This window comes from Streptomyces sp. NPDC020884, assembly GCF_044333935.1.
In the GTDB taxonomy this organism is placed as follows: domain Bacteria; phylum Actinomycetota; class Actinomycetes; order Streptomycetales; family Streptomycetaceae; genus Streptomyces.
Genome location: NZ_JBIRRY010000008.1, coordinates 282,361 through 299,558 on the forward strand (window position 1 = coordinate 282,361; position 17,198 = coordinate 299,558).

Sequence of the window (17,198 nt, forward strand, 5' to 3'; positions counted from 1 at the left end):
GGCATACGGCATACGGCGAAGCCGTCCGGTCCGGCCCGGCCTGTTGGTTCAGGAGGGGCGGGCCGGACGGCTTCGGTGGTCCGAAGGCGTTCCGGGCGTCAGGCGCCGGGCCGGTTGAGCTCCCAGAGCTGGAGCTCGGAGGTGGCGCTGACGGACCGCTCCACGCCGGCGATCCCGTCGCGGGAGGCCACGTACTGCTTGCCCTGCCAGATCGGGAGCACCGGCACGTCGGTGGCGACGATGTCCTGGAGCTTCTCGTACGTGGCGGCGGCCGCGCTGCGGTCGGCCTCGCTGCGGGACTGCGGGATGAGCACCCGCTGCGCCTCGCGCGACCGGTAGGGCGAGTTGAGGAAGTTGTTCTCGTCCAGGAAGGGCGCGGTGTAGTTGTCCGGGTCCGGGAAGTCGGGGAACCAGCCCATGCCGTAGGCCGCGTAGTCGCCGCGCTTCTGCTCGGGGCGGTACTTCGACCATTCCTTGCCCTGGACGGAGACGTCGAAGAGGCCCGAGCTGTTCAGCTGCTGCCGGATCGCCTTGAACTCCTCGGCGGTGGCCGAGCCGTAGTGGTCGCTGGTGTAGTGCAGGGTGAACTTCACCGGCGTCTTGATCCCGGCGCCGCGCAGGATCGCCGCGGCCTTGCCGGTGCTGGGCTCGCCGTACTTGTTGAAGAAGGCGTTGGTGTGCCCGGCGATGCTCGACGGGATCAGGGAGTAGAGCGGTTCCGCGGTGGTGCCGTACACCTTGCCCGCGATCTCGCCCCGGTCGATGATCTGCGCCATCGCCTGCCGGACGGGCTTGCCGACCACGGGGTCCTTGGTGTTGAACCCGAGGTAACTGATGGCCAGGCCGGGCATCTCGGTGAGCTCGACGCCCTCCTTGGGGTCCACGAGCATGTCGTGGGCCTGTTCGGGCGACATGGCCCGGGTCATCATGTGGATCTTCTTCTCGTCGAGCGCCTTGCCCATGGCCTCGGCGTCGGGGAAGAGGGCCATCTCGACCTTGTCGTTGAGGACCTCCAGTTCGCCCTTGTACGAGGGGTTCTTGGTGAAGGCGATCTTGACGACGCGGCCGTCCTCGACCTGCGGCTTCATGGTGTACGGGCCGGAGCCGTTGACCTGGAAGCCGGTGCGCGCCTTCTTCGCCGGGTACTGCGCCTTCGGGACGATGCCGGCGGCGGGGGTGGCGAGCTTGTACGGGAAGGTCGCGTCGGGCGTGTTCAGGTGGAAGATCACCTGGTCCTCGCCCTTGGTCTCGATCATGTCGATGTTGGCGAGGAGACCGACCGGTCCGCTGTCCGCGCCGATGTCGATGACGCGCTGGATGGAGTGCTTCACGTCCTCGGCGGTGACGGGGGTCCCGTCGGCGAACGTGAGGCCCGCCCGCAGGGTGCAGCGGTAGCTCTCGTTCGCGGTGTCGGTGAAGGTGCAGCTGCGGGCGGCCTCGGGCACCGGTTCGCCGCCGCCGCTGGGCACCGCGGTCAGGGTCTGCACGGTCTGCCGCAGGACGTTCCAGACGCCCGCTTCGTAGCCGATGGCCGGGTCGAGCGGCGCGGGGTTCTCCTTGGAGGCCACGAGCTGGTCCGTGGTGCCGACGACGATGGCATCGTTGCCACCGGCGCCGCTGTCCGTGCTGCCGCAGGCGGCGAGCACGGGGGCGAGCAGGCCGACAATGGCCGGCAGCACCAGGGTCTTGCGGTTCATCTGGGCGTTCTCCCTCATCCCGGCAGGTGAGGAATCAAAGTTAGTAGCCGTGGCCGGCCCGACCGACCGTCCGGATGCGGGCCCCCGCTCCCCCGGCGGCCGGAGCGGGCGACATACGATCATCATTGCGGACAGCCCACCCCATCACGGTGGACCGTCAGGGGTCTCCGGGTGAGGAAGGTCACCCGGTTGCCCTCTTCACATATGCACCCTGCTACTGATCCACATCCACGGAACGTTGCCGGAACACACACGGACCGCGGCAGAAAATCCGCTGTTCGTTCACAAGTGCGCGATCGGGTGCGGGTGCGCGTTCGGCAGGCGTCAGCCCGTACCGCCCGCTCCGGTGATGAGCTTGCGGAGGAAGGCGAGGTCGACCTCTTCGAGGGAGCCGACGACCACCCGTCCGGCGGCGGGGGCGATGGGGGCGACGGACGGTACGGCGACGACCCGGCATCCGGCGGCCTCGGCGGCGGCCACGCCGGTCGCGGTGTCCTCGATGACGGCGCAGCGCCAGGGGTCGGCGCCGAAACCCGCGGCGGCGGTGAGGTAGGGCTCGGGGTGGGGCTTGGTCCGGGCGACCTCGTCCCCGGCGACCGTGAGCGCGAAGTGGTGGCGGCCCACCGATTCCAGCACCCGGTCGATGATCCGCCGGTGGGAGGCCGAGACGAGCGCGGTGGGCACCTCGTACACGGCGAGCTCGGCGAGCAACCGCTCGGCGCCCGGCATCAGCGGCACCCCGCGCTCGATGCGCTTCTCGAACCCGTCGTTGAGCAGCACGGTCAGCTCCTCCAGCCGGATGTTCGCGCCGGTGACGTCGATGAGGTAGCCGGCGCTGCGGGTCATCGGGCCGCCGACGACGACGTCCCGCCAGGACTCGTCCAGCCGGTGCCCGAGGCCGGCGAAGACCTCCTTCTCGACGTCCCACCAGAAGCCCTCGGTATCGACCAGGGTTCCGTCCATGTCGAGAAGGACCGCCTGCAGGGCGGCGCCTTCGGCCGTGCGGGTCAAGGACGCGGGGACCGTACTGGTCATCCGGCACACCTTCCGTAAGGGACGAGAAGGCCGGCCGCCATTCCCAGAAGTGGGAGGGCGACCGGCCTGCGCTGGACCGACCAGTGTACGACGTGTCCCGCCGCGGTGCGCGAAGGGCGCGTGACGGCGGGGCGAAGTCCGTCCTACCGGGCGTTGAAGTACTTCGCCTCGGGGTGGTGGATGACGATGGCGTCGGTGGACTGCTCGGGGTGCAGCTGGAACTCCTCGGAGAGGTGGACCCCGATCCGCTCCGGCTGGAGGAGGTCGGCGATCTTGGCCCGGTCCTCCAGGTTCGGGCACGCTCCGTAACCGAGTGAGAACCGCGCGCCCCGGTACTTCAGCGCGAACATGTCCTCGACGTCCGCCGGGTCCTCCCCGGCGAAGCCGAGCTCGCTGCGGACCCGGGCGTGCCAGTACTCGGCGAGGGCTTCGGCGAGCTGGACGGACAGGCCGTGCAGCTCCAGGTAGTCGCGGTAGGAGTTGGCGGCGAACAGTTCGGCGGTGGCCTCGCCGATCCTGGAGCCGACCGTGACGATCTGGAGGCCGATGACGTCCCGCAGGCCGGACTCCTCGGGGCGGAAGAAGTCCGCGAGGCAGAGCCGGCGGCCCCGGCGCTGGCGCGGGAAGGTGAAGCGGGTGCGCTCGGAGCCGTCCTCGTGGAGCAGGATCAGGTCGTCGCCCTTGGAAACGCAGGGGAAGTAGCCGTAGACGACGGCCGCCTCCAGCATGTTCTCGGTGTGGAGCTTGTCGAGCCAGCCGCGCAGATGCGGGCGGCCCTCGGTCTCCACCAGCTCCTCGTAGGTGGGTCCGTCGCCGTCGCGGGCCTGCTTGAGGCCCCACTGGCCCTTGAAGAGCGCGCCCTCGTCCAGCCAGGAGGCGTACTCCTTGAGCTGGATGCCCTTGACGACCCGGGTGCCCCAGAACGGCGGTTCGGGCACCGGGTTGGTGGTGGAGACGTCCGAGCGGACGCCCTCCTCCGGCTCCTCGACCTCGATCACGGGGGTGTCCCGCTTGGGCACCCGGCGCTGCTTGAGTTCGGGGAGGGTGGCGCCGGGGACGCCGCGCTTGACCGCGATCAGGGCGTCCATGAGGCGCAGGCCCTCGAACGCGTCGCGGGCGTAGCGGACCTCGCCCTCGTAGATCTCGTGGAGGTCCTGCTCGACATAGGCCCGGGTCAGGGCCGCGCCGCCGAGGATGACGGGGTAGTCGGCGGCCATGTTGCGCTGGTTGAGCTCCTGGAGGTTCTCCTTCATGATCACCGTCGACTTCACGAGGAGGCCGGACATGCCGATCACGTCGGCGCGGTGCTCCTCGGCGGCTTCCAGGATCGCGGAGACGGGCTGCTTGATGCCGAGGTTGACGACGTTGTAGCCGTTGTTGGACAGGATGATGTCGACGAGGTTCTTGCCGATGTCGTGGACGTCGCCGCGGACGGTGGCGAGCACGATGGTGCCCTTGCCGTCGGCGTCGGTCTTCTCCATGTGCGGTTCCAGGTGGGCCACCGCGGTCTTCATCACCTCGGCCGACTGGAGGACGAACGGCAACTGCATCTGGCCGGAGCCGAACAGCTCGCCGACCACCTTCATGCCTTCCAGCAGCGTGTTGTTGACGATGTCGAGGGCGGGGGCGCTCTGGAGCGCCTCGTCGAGGTCGGCCTCCAGGCCGTTCTTCTCGCCGTCGATGATGCGGCGCTGGAGGCGCTCGTCGAGCGGGAGGGCGAGGAGTTCCTCGGCCTTGCCCGCCTTCATCGACTTCATGTTGACGCCCTCGAACAGCTCCATGAGCTTCTGGAGGGGGTCGTAGCCCTCGGCGCGACGGTCGTAGATCAGGTCGTGGGCGACCTTGACCTGCTCCTCCTCCAGCCGGGCGATCGGCAGGATCTTGGAGGCGTGCACGATCGCGGAGTCGAGGCCCGCCTTGACGCACTCGTCGAGGAAGACGGAGTTCAGCACGACCCGGGCGGCCGGGTTCAGGCCGAAGGAGATGTTGGAGAGGCCCAGGGTGGTCTGGACGTCGGGGTGGCGCTTCTTGAGTTCGCGGATCGCCCCGATGGTGGCTACGCCGTCGCCCCGGGACTCCTCCTGACCGGTGCAGATGGTGAAGGTCAGGGTGTCGATGAGGATGTCGGACTCGTGGATGCCCCAGTTGGTGGTGAGGTCCTCGATCAGCCGCTCGGCGATGGCGACCTTGTGCTCGATCGTGCGGGCCTGCCCCTCCTCGTCGATCGTCAGCGCGATCAGGGCCGCGCCGTGCTCCGAGGCCAGTGCGCTGACCTGCGCGAACCTCGACTCCGGGCCGTCGCCGTCCTCGTAGTTCACCGAGTTCAGCACCGCGCGGCCGCCGAGCTTCTCCAGGCCGGCGCGCAGGACGGGCAGCTCGGTGGAGTCCAGCACGATCGGGAGGGTGGAGGCGGTCGCGAAGCGGCCGGCCAGCTCCGCCATGTCGGCGACGCCGTCCCGGCCGACGTAGTCGACGCAGAGGTCGAGCATGTGCGCGCCCTCGCGGATCTGGTCGCGCGCCATCTCCACGCAGTCGTCCCAGCGGGCGTCCAGCATGGCCTCGCGGAACTTCTTGGAGCCGTTGGCGTTGGTCCGCTCGCCGATCGCGAGGTACGAGGTGTCCTGGCGGAAGGGGACGGTCTGGTAGAGCGAGGCGGCGCCGGGCTCGGGGCGCGGTTCACGGGCCGTGGGGGTGAGGCCGCGGACCCGCTCGACGACCTGGCGCAGGTGCTCGGGCGTCGTGCCGCAGCAGCCGCCGACCAGCGAGAGGCCGTACTCCTGGACGAAGGTCTCCTGGGCGTCCGCGAGCTCGGCCGGGCCCAGCGGGTAGTGCGCACCGTTCTTGCCGAGGACGGGCAGACCGGCGTTGGGCATGCAGGAGAGCGGGATGCGGGAGTGCCGGGCGAGGTAGCGCAGGTGCTCGCTCATCTCGGCGGGGCCGGTCGCGCAGTTCAGGCCGATCATGTCGATGCCGAGCGGCTCCAGGGCGGTGAGGGCCGCGCCGATCTCCGAGCCGAGGAGCATCGTGCCGGTCGTCTCCACCGTCACCGAGCAGATCAGCGGGAGGTTCGTGCCGGTGGCCTCCATGGCGCGCCGGGCGCCGATGATCGAGGCCTTGGTCTGGAGCAGGTCCTGGGTGGTCTCCACCAGGAGCGCGTCGGCGCCGCCCGCGATCATGCCTTCGGCGTTCTGCTGGTAGGCGTCGCGCAGCGTGACGTAGGGGGCGTGGCCGAGGGTGGGAAGTTTCGTGCCGGGACCCATCGAACCGAGGACCCAGCGCTGCTGTCCGGTCGAGTGCGTGAACTCGTCGGCGACCTCGCGGGCGATGCGGGTGCCGGCCTCGGCCAGTTCGTACACCCGCTCGGGGATGTCGTACTCGGCGAGCGCCGCGTAGTTCGTGCCGAAGGTGTTGGTCTCGACGCAGTCGACGCCGACCGCGAAATACTCCTCGTGGACCGAGCGCACGATGTCGGGCCGTGTGACGTTCAGGATCTCGTTGCAGCCTTCGAGGTTCTCGAAGTCCTCCAGCGTGGGGTCCTGCGCCTGGAGCATGGTGCCCATCGCCCCGTCGGCCACCACCACGCGGGTGGCGAGTGCCTCTCGGAGCGCGTCTGCGCGGGTCCGGCTGTCGGCGGCGGATGTCGGCAACGAGGCCATGGATGATCTCCCAGGGATGCGACGGCTGTCGGCTTTGCGTCCTTCTTGGAGGAAGGCGCACATCGCCAGCGTAGCCGGACGGCGTCCGGGGCCGTCATGACGTCCATGGGACGGACTGCATGCTGTGCGGGGTGCGGCGCGCACGGCACGGTGGCGGAGACTTTCCCCCGGAGTCCGGCGCAGGTCGGCATCGACCGATAGTGTTCAGCATTGTCGAACCGAGGTGGAGGAGTACGGCGCGATGGCCAAGAACATCCAGTCGCTGGAGCGGGCGGCCGCGATGCTGCGTCTGCTGGCGGGCGGCGAGCGCCGGCTCGGGCTCTCCGACATCGCCTCCTCGCTGGGGCTGGCCAAGGGCACCGCGCACGGCATCCTGCGCACCCTCCAGCTGGAGGGCTTCGTCGAGCAGGACGCGGCGTCGGGGCGCTACCAGCTGGGCGCGGAGCTGCTGCGGCTGGGCAACAGCTATCTGGACGTCCACGAGCTGCGGGCGCGCGCCCTGGTCTGGACGGACGACCTGGCCCGCTCCAGTGGCGAGAGCGTCCACCTCGGGGTGCTGCACCAGCACGGCGTGCTGATCGTCCACCACGTCTTCCGGCCCGACGACAGCCGCCAGGTGCTGGAGGTCGGGGCCATGCAGCCGCTGCACTCCACGGCGCTGGGCAAGGTGCTGTCCGCGTACGACCCGGTGGCCCACAGCGAGGTGATGGAGGCGGAGCGCCGCTCCTTCACCGGGCGCACCGTCACCGCCGCCGACGCGTTCGAGTCGATGCTCGACCTGATCCGGGCCCAGGGCTGGGCCGCCGACGCCGAGGAGACCTGGGAGGGCGTGGCCGCCGTGGCCGCCCCGGTCCACGACCGGCGCAGGATGCCGGTCGGGGCGGTGGCCGTGACCGGCGCGGTGGAGCGGGTGGCCCCGGGCGGGACACTGCGCCCCGAGCTGATCGCGGCCGTACGGGACTGCGCCCGCGCGGTCTCCCGGGACCTGGGCGCCGGCCGCTTCTGAGGGCGGCGCACCCCCCTCCGGCGCCCACCCCGGCACGCCCCCGCCCCGACACCTCCGGGCGTTCGCGGTAACGATCGCGTCGCGCACCGAGTCGTGCGCCACAGAACCCTTGACGCTTCCTTCACTCGGGGGAAACACTGCCGTTCAACGGTCGGCATTGTCGAACACCTAACGGCAATACGCGTTAGGGTGTGACAGTGCCAAGGGCCGGTCAAGCCCTCACAGGTGGACTGTCCACGCTTCGTGGATACCCACCTGGGGCGTGGAACACCGGAGGGACCCGGTGATCCGTTCCCCCTGGACGAAGGACAAAGGAGTCGCGGGTGTCCAGCTCCGACATTTTCATCGGCGAGACCATAGGTACCGCCGTACTCATCCTGCTCGGCGGCGGTGTCTGTGCCGCCGTCACGCTGAAGCGCTCGAAGGCCCGGGACGCGGGCTGGCTGGCCATCACCTTCGGGTGGGGTTTCGCCGTGCTGACCGGCGCGTATCTCGCCGGCGGCGTATCGGGCGCCCACCTCAACCCCGCGGTCACGCTCGGCCTCGCCATCGAGGGCGGCACCGCGTGGGGCGATGTGCCCGTCTACTTCGCCTCCCAGCTGCTCGGCGCGATGATCGGCGCCGTCCTGGTCTACGCGGTCTACTACGGGCAGTTCCACGCCCATCTGACCGACCCGGAGATCGTCGGGACCAAGTCCGCCGACGAGGGCATGGTCGACCAGACCGCCGCCCCGAAGGCGGGCCCGGTGCTCGGGATCTTCTCCACCGGTCCGGAGATCCGCAACGGCGTGCAGAACGTCATCACCGAGGTCATCGCGACCCTCGTACTGGTCCTCGCGATCCTGACCCAGGGCCTCAACAACGAGGGGACCGGTCTCGGCACGCTCGGCGCGCTGATCACCGCCCTGGCCGTCGTCGGCATCGGGCTCTCGCTCGGCGGCCCGACCGGCTACGCGATCAACCCGGTCCGCGACCTCGGTCCGCGCATCGTGCACTCCCGGCTGCCGCTGCCGAACAAGGGTGGTTCGGACTGGGGCTACGCGTGGGTACCCATCGTGGGTCCGCTCATCGGCGGCGCCCTCGCCGGCGGGCTCTACAACCTCGCCTTCGCGTAGCCCGAGCCGCATCCTCACCACTTCACAGACTTCCGGGAGCACACCGTGACCGACGCACACACCACCGGGACCCATGGCACCGGGCCGTTCATCGCGGCCATCGACCAGGGCACCACCTCCAGCCGCTGCATCGTCTTCGACAAGGACGGCCGGATCGTCTCCGTCGACCAGAAGGAGCACGAGCAGATCTTCCCGAAGCCGGGCTGGGTCGAGCACGACGCGACCGAGATCTGGGAGAACGTCCAGGAGGTCGTCGCCGGGGCCATCGTCAAGGCCGGCATCACCTCCGCCGACGTCAAGGCGATCGGCATCACCAACCAGCGCGAGACCACGCTGATGTGGGACAAGAACACCGGTGAGCCGGTGCACAACGCCCTCGTCTGGCAGGACACCCGCACCGACGCGCTCTGCAAGGAGCTCGGCCGCAACGTGGGCCAGGACCGGTTCCGCCGCGAGACCGGGCTGCCGCTCGCCTCGTACTTCGCCGGGCCCAAGGTCCGCTGGCTGCTCGACAACGTCGAGGGGCTGCGCGAGCGCGCCGAGGCCGGCGACATCCTCTTCGGCACCATGGACTCCTGGGTCATCTGGAACCTGACCGGCGGTCCCGAGGGCGGGGTGCACGTCACCGACGTCACCAACGCCTCGCGCACCCTTCTGATGAACCTGCACACCATGGCCTGGGACGAGAAGATCCTCTCCTCCATCGGCATCCCGGCCGCGGTGCTCCCCGAGATCCGCTCCTCCGCCGAGGTGTACGGCCACGCCAAGGGCGGCGTCCTCGACGGCGTACCGGTCGCCTCCGCACTCGGCGACCAGCAGGCGGCCCTGTTCGGCCAGACCTGTTTCGCCGAGGGCGAGGCCAAGTCCACGTACGGCACCGGCACCTTCATGCTGATGAACACCGGCTCCACCCCGGTGAACTCGTACAACGGGCTGCTCACCACCGTCGGCTACCAGATCGGCGACAAGCCCCCGGTGTACGCGCTGGAGGGCTCCATCGCGGTCACCGGTTCGCTGGTGCAGTGGATGCGCGACCAGATGGGCCTGATCAAGTCGGCCGCCGAGATCGAGACGCTGGCCTCCTCGGTCGAGGACAACGGCGGCGCGTACTTCGTGCCCGCCTTCTCCGGTCTCTTCGCCCCCTACTGGCGTCCCGACGCCCGCGGGGTGATCGCCGGTCTCACCCGCTACGTCACCAAGGCGCACATCGCCCGTGCCGTCCTGGAGGCCACCGCCTGGCAGACCCGCGAGATCAGCGACGCCATGACGAAGGACTCCGGCGTCGAGCTGGCCGCGCTCAAGGTCGACGGCGGCATGACGTCCAACAACCTGCTGATGCAGACGCTCGCCGACTTCCTGGACGCGCCGGTGGTGCGCCCCATGGTCGCCGAGACCACCTGCCTCGGCGCCGCCTACGCCGCCGGTCTCGCCGTCGGCTTCTGGCCGGACACCGACGCACTGCGCGCCAACTGGCGCCGGGCCGCCGAGTGGACCCCCCGCATGGACGCGGACACCCGTGCCCGCGAGTACAAGAGCTGGCTCAAGGCCGTCGAACGGACCATGAGCTGGATCGAGGACGAAGAAAGCTGACGAGGAGCATTCCATGACCACCCTGCAGAGCGTTCCCGCCCTCGGAACGCACCCGGCCTCCGGCTCGCTGCCGAGTCGCGCCGAGACCCGGGACCAGCTGTCCCGGGCCACGTACGACCTCCTGGTCATCGGCGGCGGCATCCTGGGCATCTCCACCGCCTGGCATGCCGCGCAGTCCGGGCTGCGGGTGGCTCTGGTGGACGCCGGCGACTTCGCCGGCGCCACCTCCTCCGCCTCCTCCAAGCTTCTCCACGGTGGTCTGCGCTACCTCCAGACCGGTGCGGTCAAGCTGGTCGCGGAGAACCACTTCGAGCGCCGCGCGGTCTCCCGCGAGGTGGCCCCGCACCTGGCCAACCCGCTCACCTTCTACCTGCCGGTCTACAAGGGCGGCCCGCACGGCGCGGCCAAGCTCGGCGCGGGCGTCTTCGCCTACTCCGCGCTGTCCGCGTTCGGCGACGGCGTCGGCCACGTCATCTCCCCGGCCAAGGCCCAGCGCGACGTCCCCGAACTGCGCACCGACAACCTGAAGGCCGTCGCGGTCTACGGCGACGGCCAGATGAACGACGCCCGCATGGCGCTGATGACGGTCCGCGCGGCCACCGAGGCGGGCGCGGTCGTGCTCAACCACGCGGCCGTCACCGGGCTGCGCTTCACCCGGGGCCGGGTCACGGGCGCCGAGCTGAAGGACAGCACGGACGGCACCGAGTTCGGCGTCACCGCCCGCCTGGTGCTGAACGCGACCGGACCGTGGGTCGACCACCTGCGGAAGATGGAGGACCCGAACGCGGCCCCCTCCATCCGGCTGTCCAAGGGCGCGCACCTGGTCCTCAAGCGGACCCGGCCGTGGCGGGCGGCGCTGGCCACCCCGATCGACAAGTACCGCATCACGTTCGCCCTGCCGTGGGAGGACATGCTGCTCCTCGGCACGACGGACGAGGAGTACGAGGGCGATCCGGCCGATGTCGCGGTGACCGAGGCGGACACCACGCAGATCCTGGACGAGGCGGCGTTCTCGATCAAGGACCAGCAGCTGTCGCGCGATCTGATCACGTACTCCTTCGCGGGTCTGCGGGTGCTGCCCGGCGGGCCCGGCGACACCGCCAAGGCCAAGCGCGAGACGGTCGTCACGGAGGGCCGCGGCGGAATGCTGTCGATCGCCGGCGGCAAGTGGACGACCTTCCGCCACATCGGCCGCACGGTGATGAACAAGCTGGCCGCCCTCCCGGGGCACCCGCTGGCCGAGGACATGGAGCCGATGAACCGGCTGCCGAGGAAGCTGCCGCTGCCCGGCATCGCCAACCCGAACGCCGTCGCACACCGGCTGCTCATCGACGGCCCCGCCCCCGGCCCGCGGATGGCGCCGGACACCGCACGGCACCTGGCCACGCACTACGGCTCGCTCGCCTTCGACATCGCGCGCCTGGCGAACGAGAACCCCGAACTGGCGAAGCGCGTCCACCCGGACGCCCCGGAGATCTGGGCCCAGGTCGCCTACGCCCGCGACCACGAGTGGGCCGAGACGGCGGACGACGTGCTGCGCCGCCGGACCACGCTGACGATCCGCGGCCTGGCGACGGACGACGTCCGCGACGGCGTCGAGAAGCTGCTGGCCGACCGGGACTGACCCGTCCCCCCGCCGGTCGGGGGCACGGCGACGGGGGCGGCTTCCGCACGGGAGCCGCCCCCGTCGCCGTGCCCGCCCGCACCGGGCAGGTGCCACACTCCCGCCATACCCGCGCAATGTGCCGCGGGGACAGTGGAGTTCATGAGATTCTCCGTGCTCTCCCTGATCGGTCACGACCCGCACCCGCTGACCGGTGGCCTTCCCTCCGCCGCCGACCGGTTCGAAGAGGTGATCGACACGGCCTCGGTGGCGGAGCGGCTCGGCTTCGACGCCTACTCCGTCGGCGAACGGCACGCCGGAGCCTTCCTCTCCTCCGCTCCGAGCGTGGTGCTGGGCGCCGTGGCGGCCCGCACGAGCACCATCCGGCTGCTCACCGGGGTGACCGTCGTCGCGATCCTCGACCCGGTCCGGGTGGCGGAGGACTTCGCGACGCTCGACCAGATATCCCGGGGCCGTATCGAACTGGTCGTCGGAAAGGGCGCGGAGGCGGGCCACTTCGACCTGTTCGGGCTCGACGAGGAGCGGCAGTGGGACCTCCAGAAGGAGAAGTACGAGCTGCTGCGCCGGCTGTGGAGCGAGGAGGGCGTCGACTGGGAGGGCGAGTTCCGCCCGCCGCTGAAGAACGTGACGACGGTGCCACGCCCCTACGACGGGCTCCCGCGCATCTGGCACGGCTCGGCGACCAGCCTCAACTCCCCCGAGCTGGCCGCGCTCCACGGCGACCCGCTGTTCACGGCGAACGCCATCCAGCCGCGTGAGGCGTACGCCAGGCTCATCGCCCACTACCGGGAGCGGTTCGAGGCGTACGGGCACGATCCGGCGGACGCGAAGGTGGCGGCGGGATCGGGCGGGCTGCTCATCGCGAGCAGCTCGCAGGCGGCCGTCACGCAGTACAAGGAGCTGTACGAGGCGCGGGTGCGGCAGACCTTCAAGCCGCATCTCGCGGGCAGGGCCGGCTACAACACCCCGTTCCGCACCATCGAGGACGCGATCGAGGACGGCCCGCAGCTGATCGGCAGTCCGCAGCAGATCATCGACAAGATCCTCGGCTGGCACACGGTCTACCGCCACGACCTCCAGTCGGTCACCGTGGACGGTTTCGGGCTCGGCCGGGCGGAGCAGTCGGAGACGCTCCAGCGGTTCGCGGAGGAGATCGCCCCGGTCGTGCGGCGGGAGGCCCCGTCCTCGCTCTGGGAGTGATCGAACAGGGTTCACCCGGCCGTGCGAGAGGGCTGCGGCAAGGGGCCCGGGAAGCCGTAAGGTTGCTCCGTACGTATGGAGACATCGGAAGGAGGCCCGGGTGATCGAGCTCGAGTCGGTGCCCGAGCTGATCGACCCGGTCATGGTGGCCGCGTTCGAGGGCTGGAACGACGCCGGGGACGCCGCCTCCACAGCGGTCGGTCATCTGGACCGGGAGTGGAAGGGCGAGGTGTTCGCGGCGCTGGACGCCGAGGACTACTACGACTTCCAGGTCAACCGGCCCACGGTGTGGCTGGACGGCGGAACGCGGAAGATCACCTGGCCGACGACGCGCCTGTCCGTGGTGCGCGTCGGCGGGGAGAAGCCCCGGGACCTGGTCCTGGTGCGCGGCATCGAACCGTCGATGCGCTGGCGGTCGTTCTGCAACGAGATCCTCGGGTTCGCCCATGAGCTGGGCGTCGAAATGGTCGTCATCCTGGGCGCGTTGCTCGGTGACACCCCGCACACCCGGCCGGTACCGGTGAGCGGGGTCACCTCCGACGCGGACCTGGCGCGGACGATGGACCTGGAGGAGACCCGGTACGAGGGCCCCACGGGCATCGTCGGGGTCCTGCAGGAGGCGTGCACGCATGCCGGGGTGCCCGCGGTCAGCCTGTGGGCGGCGGTCCCGCACTATGTCTCGCAGCCCCCGAACCCCAAGGCGACGCTCGCCCTGCTGAACCGCCTGGAGGACCTCATCGGGCTGCGCATCCCGCTGGGCGAACTGCCCGAGGACGCGCGGGCCTGGCAGCTCGGCGTGGACCAGCTGGCCTCGGAGGACAGTGAGGTCGCGGAGTACGTGCAGACGCTGGAGGAGGCGCGGGACACCGCGGAGCTGCCCGAGGCGTCCGGCGAGGCCATCGCCCGGGAGTTCGAGCGGTATCTGCGGCGGCGGGACGGCGGCCCCGGGCAGGGGCCCGGCGGCCATGCGACGGAGACCGGGGACGTGTCGTATCTGCGCGATCCCCCCAGCGGCCGCACCCGCCCGCCGAAGCCGCCGCGTCCGGAGACCGGGCCGACCCCGCCCGCCGAGGGCAGGAAGAAGGACGGGAACGAGGACGGCGGTGCCGACGGCGAGTCCGGGGACGCCCCCGACGAGGACTGACCCCCGCGACCGGTGAGACGGGGCGCCGCACGGGATCGGTCCCGTGCGGCGCCCCGGTCCGTTCACCGGGTACGGCTCAGGCGCAGTGGAACTTCGCCGCCGCCCAGTCGCCGTGGTCGCCGGTCTTGGAGCCGTTGGTGTCGGTGACCTTCAGACGCACCTGCCGTACGCCGTCGAGCGGCACGTCCACCGGCAGGGTCGCCGAGGCTCCGGTCAGCTTCGGCGAGGTCCACAGCACCTTGCCGTCGCCCTCCACGGAGAACGCGACCTCTCCGTAGCCGTCGATCTCGTCGTCGATCCCGGCGTCGGCCGTGAACGCGGTGCAGCGGCCGCCGAGATGGACGGCGATGTCGGAGTCGGCGTGCGTGCCGATCCCCTTCTCGTACGTCGTTCCCGCGAGCGTGAGTGTCTTCCCGTCGCTCGCGCCCGACTCCCCGTTGGAGCGGTCGCGTTCGGGCGGACCGTAGCCGTTGGTCTCGGAGAGCCAGACGAGATCGCTCGCCCAGGCCTCCCCCTCCGGCGCCGGCGGCAGTACGGAGACGGCGAGCCGCTGCTCGCCGGTGCGGGCGTCGCCGCCGGCCCGGTAGCGGGCCAGCGCCGTCAGCGTGGTCTCGCGCACCTCGGCGTCCTTCGCCGGGGTGACCGCCACCTCGACCCGGCGGGTGGCGCCCGCCGGAATCCGGTCCGGGACCTTCGCCGTGGCGGCCCGCCAGCCCTCGGGGACCTGGAGGGAGACCGAGGTGTCGGTCAGGGCGGAGCTGCCCGCGGTCACGTCGACCAGGACCGTGCCGGGCGTCCCGGCTCCGGCCTCCTGGCCGGTGGGAGCGGTGAGCGCGGCAGCCTGCGAGGCCTTCTTGCCGCCGACCGCGCTGGTGCCGAGGAGCTTCACGGTGAACTTCTTCGCGGTGCTCAGGGGCGCGGTCTTCACGTGCACCACACCGCCCCGGTCGTCGCGGTCGTACCACCAGCCCTGCCGGGCCCGGTCGTAGGCGGACTGCGAGGTCAGTTCGGGCAGCGTCCGGTCCAGCTTCACCGAGCGGGGCTCGGAGCCGGTGTGGACCGTGAACTCGTAGGGGCGCTCGCTCTGCTTGCCGGTGAAGCTGCCCCGGCTCTCGTTGATGGTGACGGCGACGTCGCCCCCGCCGTGCTTGGGGGCCCGGACGTCGGCGCGCTGGGTGGCGTACTGGCCGTCGCGGTGCCGGCGGGTGACGCCGTCGTCCTCGTACAGGGTGAAGGAGGTGTTCCCCTGCGGGTAGACGTCCCAGGCCAGCGGGGAGTCGGCGGTGCGGTCGAGGTAGGAGCGGATCCCCGGCCACATCGGGACGGCCGCGCCGGCCTTCACGAAGAGCGGCAGGGTGTCGAGCGGGGCGCTGTAGGCGTCGATGGTGGTGGGGCCCTCGTAGGTGCGGCCGCTCCAGTAGTCGATCCAGGTGCCCTTGGGGAGGTAGATGTCCTTGCGTTCGGTGGTGTCCTGGTAGACGGGCGCCACGAGGAAGTGCTCGCCGGAGAGGAACTCGTACTTCGCGGTCTCCGTCGAGGCCTTCGGGTCGTCCGGGTATTCGAGGACCAGCGGGCGGACCATGCCGACACCGGTCTTGGTCGCCTCGTGGGCGTAGCTGTACTGGTAGGGCAGCAGCGACTCCTTGAGCTTGAGGTAGTCGCGGTTGATCGAGGTGTACGGCTCCCCGTACCGGAACGGCTGCTTGTCCATGGCGGCCCAGCCGTCCATGGTCATCGTGGTGCCGAGGAACATCTTCCACTGGAGGTCGCGGGCGTACGTCTTGGCGCTGCCGCCGAAGATGCCGTCGACGTCACCGGTGGTGTAGGCGAGTCCGGACATCGTGGCGCCCGCGTAGGTGGGGATCTGCCAGCGGATGTACTCCCAGGTGCCGGACTGGTCGCCGGACCACTGCACTCCGCAGCGCTGTGCGCCCGCCCAGCTCTCGGGGGCCCAGGTGAAGCCGCGGGCGTCGCTGTTGTCCTCGATGCCCTGGTAGGCGTCCTTGCAGCCGTCGAGGGCGAACTTGTAGCCCTCGCCGACCCAGGCGACGTCCAGCTTGGCGACCCGCTGTCCGGCCTTCACCTGGGCGGCGAGGTTCTCGATGCCGTCCTCGGTCCACAGCCCGAGCTCCATCTTGCGGTCCTTCAGGCCCTGGGCGGTCTCCTCCAGGTCCTCGTAGCCGCAGCCGTAGCCGTCGTTGACGAGCATCCAGCCGTTCGGCATGTCGTTCTCGACGTAGCCGTCGGCGACCTCCAGCGAGTCCAGGGTGTGGCGCTCGCCGCGGTTGGCGTTGTGGAGATAGCAGTCGGCGTCGCCGATCTCCATGCCGTAGACGGGCGGCAGGAACGGCTTGCCGGTGAGGTCGGTGTACTGGCCGATGACGTCCTTGGCCCCGTCGCCGGCGAAGTAGTAGGCGTCGAAGCGCTGTTCCTTCGCGCTGGTCGTCACCGGGTCGGTGAACGCGTAGGTGTTGGGGGCGTAGGTGTTGCGGAAGACGCCGTAGCCGGCCGACGAGAGGTAGAACGGGACGGAGTTGGGGTGTCCGCCGTCGTCCCAGTTGTAGTCGACGGCGACCTCGACGGTCTGGTCGCGGTGGGAGGTGTTGCCCCGGCCGTTCTGCATTCCGGCCCCGTAGAACTGCTCACCGGCGCCCCGGGCGAGCGTCTGGACCGTCCGGTCGCCGGTCCAGCTCAGGCCCTTCTCCTCGGACCAGATCCGGCTGCCGTCGGCCCGGTGCAGCGCGAAGCGCAGCGGCTTCTTGTAGGCGCGCAGAGTGACCTCGGCCGTCGACAGCTCGTAGCGGTCGCCGCGGTCCTTCCAGCGGGTGCGGGGCGGCTTGCTCTGCGGCAGGACGATGTCGTCGCCGGTGGGGTCGGCGAACGTGCCGTCGGGGGCCAGTTCGATGCGGAAGGTCTCCTCGGAGACGAAGCTGACGCGGGCCTCGGCCGGCCCGGCGCTCAGCCGGTACACCGCCCCGTCCGCCCGGAATCCGGTCACGTCCCCGACGGTGGTGGCTTCCGGCGGGGCCTCGTCGGCGTGGGCCCCGCCGGGCCCCGCGAGGAGCGCGAACAGTCCGAGCAGTGCAGCAACGGCTGCCGCTCTCATGCGCGTTGATGATTGCATAGTGAGC

10 protein-coding genes are annotated in these 17,198 nt (G+C 70.6%); 6 read left to right on the forward strand and 4 right to left on the reverse strand.

Going from position 1 to position 17,198, the window contains the following annotated elements; genetic code table 11:
* Positions 1 to 98 precede the first annotated feature (98 nt).
* From ACH4UK_RS24895 to metH, 3 genes are all read right to left on the reverse strand, one after another.
* Entirely contained in the window at positions 99 to 1,697 is a 1,599-nt protein-coding gene (locus ACH4UK_RS24895; RefSeq protein ID WP_398359671.1) for an ABC transporter substrate-binding protein, read from the reverse strand.
* A gap of 324 nt (positions 1,698 to 2,021) precedes the next feature.
* Entirely contained in the window at positions 2,022 to 2,732 is a 711-nt protein-coding gene (locus ACH4UK_RS24900) for an HAD family hydrolase (protein WP_398359673.1), read from the reverse strand.
* Positions 2,733 to 2,875: 143 nt separating this feature from the next.
* Positions 2,876 to 6,388, reverse strand: a complete 3,513-nt coding sequence (gene metH, locus ACH4UK_RS24905; protein WP_398359675.1) for a methionine synthase — start codon at positions 6,386 to 6,388, stop codon at positions 2,876 to 2,878.
* 241 nt (positions 6,389 to 6,629) lie between these two features.
* Between metH and ACH4UK_RS24910 the strand changes: the two genes are divergently transcribed.
* The 6 genes from ACH4UK_RS24910 (at position 6,630) to ACH4UK_RS24935 (ending at position 14,067) form a co-directional block, all read left to right on the forward strand.
* Positions 6,630 to 7,394, forward strand: a complete 765-nt coding sequence (locus tag ACH4UK_RS24910; RefSeq protein WP_398359677.1) for an IclR family transcriptional regulator — start codon at positions 6,630 to 6,632, stop codon at positions 7,392 to 7,394.
* Between the two features lie 323 nt (positions 7,395 to 7,717).
* Positions 7,718 to 8,509, forward strand: a complete 792-nt coding sequence (locus ACH4UK_RS24915; protein WP_398359678.1) for an MIP/aquaporin family protein — start codon at positions 7,718 to 7,720, stop codon at positions 8,507 to 8,509.
* Between the two features lie 45 nt (positions 8,510 to 8,554).
* Positions 8,555 to 10,099 carry a glycerol kinase GlpK gene (glpK, locus tag ACH4UK_RS24920; RefSeq protein WP_398359680.1) on the forward strand — a complete coding sequence of 515 codons (1,545 nt, stop codon included), beginning with the start codon at positions 8,555 to 8,557 and terminating at the stop codon, positions 10,097 to 10,099.
* A gap of 13 nt (positions 10,100 to 10,112) precedes the next feature.
* Positions 10,113 to 11,723 carry an FAD-dependent oxidoreductase gene (locus ACH4UK_RS24925; RefSeq protein ID WP_398359682.1) on the forward strand — a complete coding sequence of 537 codons (1,611 nt, stop codon included), beginning with the start codon at positions 10,113 to 10,115 and terminating at the stop codon, positions 11,721 to 11,723.
* A gap of 141 nt (positions 11,724 to 11,864) precedes the next feature.
* The gene (locus ACH4UK_RS24930; protein ID WP_398359684.1) at positions 11,865 to 12,923 is read left to right on the forward strand and encodes an LLM class flavin-dependent oxidoreductase; all 1,059 of its coding nucleotides are present in this window, start codon (positions 11,865 to 11,867) and stop codon (positions 12,921 to 12,923) included.
* Positions 12,924 to 13,023: 100 nt separating this feature from the next.
* A complete protein-coding gene (locus ACH4UK_RS24935) occupies positions 13,024 to 14,067 on the forward strand; it encodes a PAC2 family protein (protein ID WP_398359686.1) in 1,044 nt (347 codons plus the stop codon).
* A 76-nt stretch (positions 14,068 to 14,143) separates the two neighbouring features.
* Here ACH4UK_RS24935 and ACH4UK_RS24940 read toward each other — a convergent pair whose 3' ends face one another.
* Positions 14,144 to 17,191, reverse strand: a complete 3,048-nt coding sequence (locus ACH4UK_RS24940) for an NPCBM/NEW2 domain-containing protein (RefSeq protein ID WP_398359688.1) — start codon at positions 17,189 to 17,191, stop codon at positions 14,144 to 14,146.
* Positions 17,192 to 17,198: the final 7 nt, after the last annotated feature.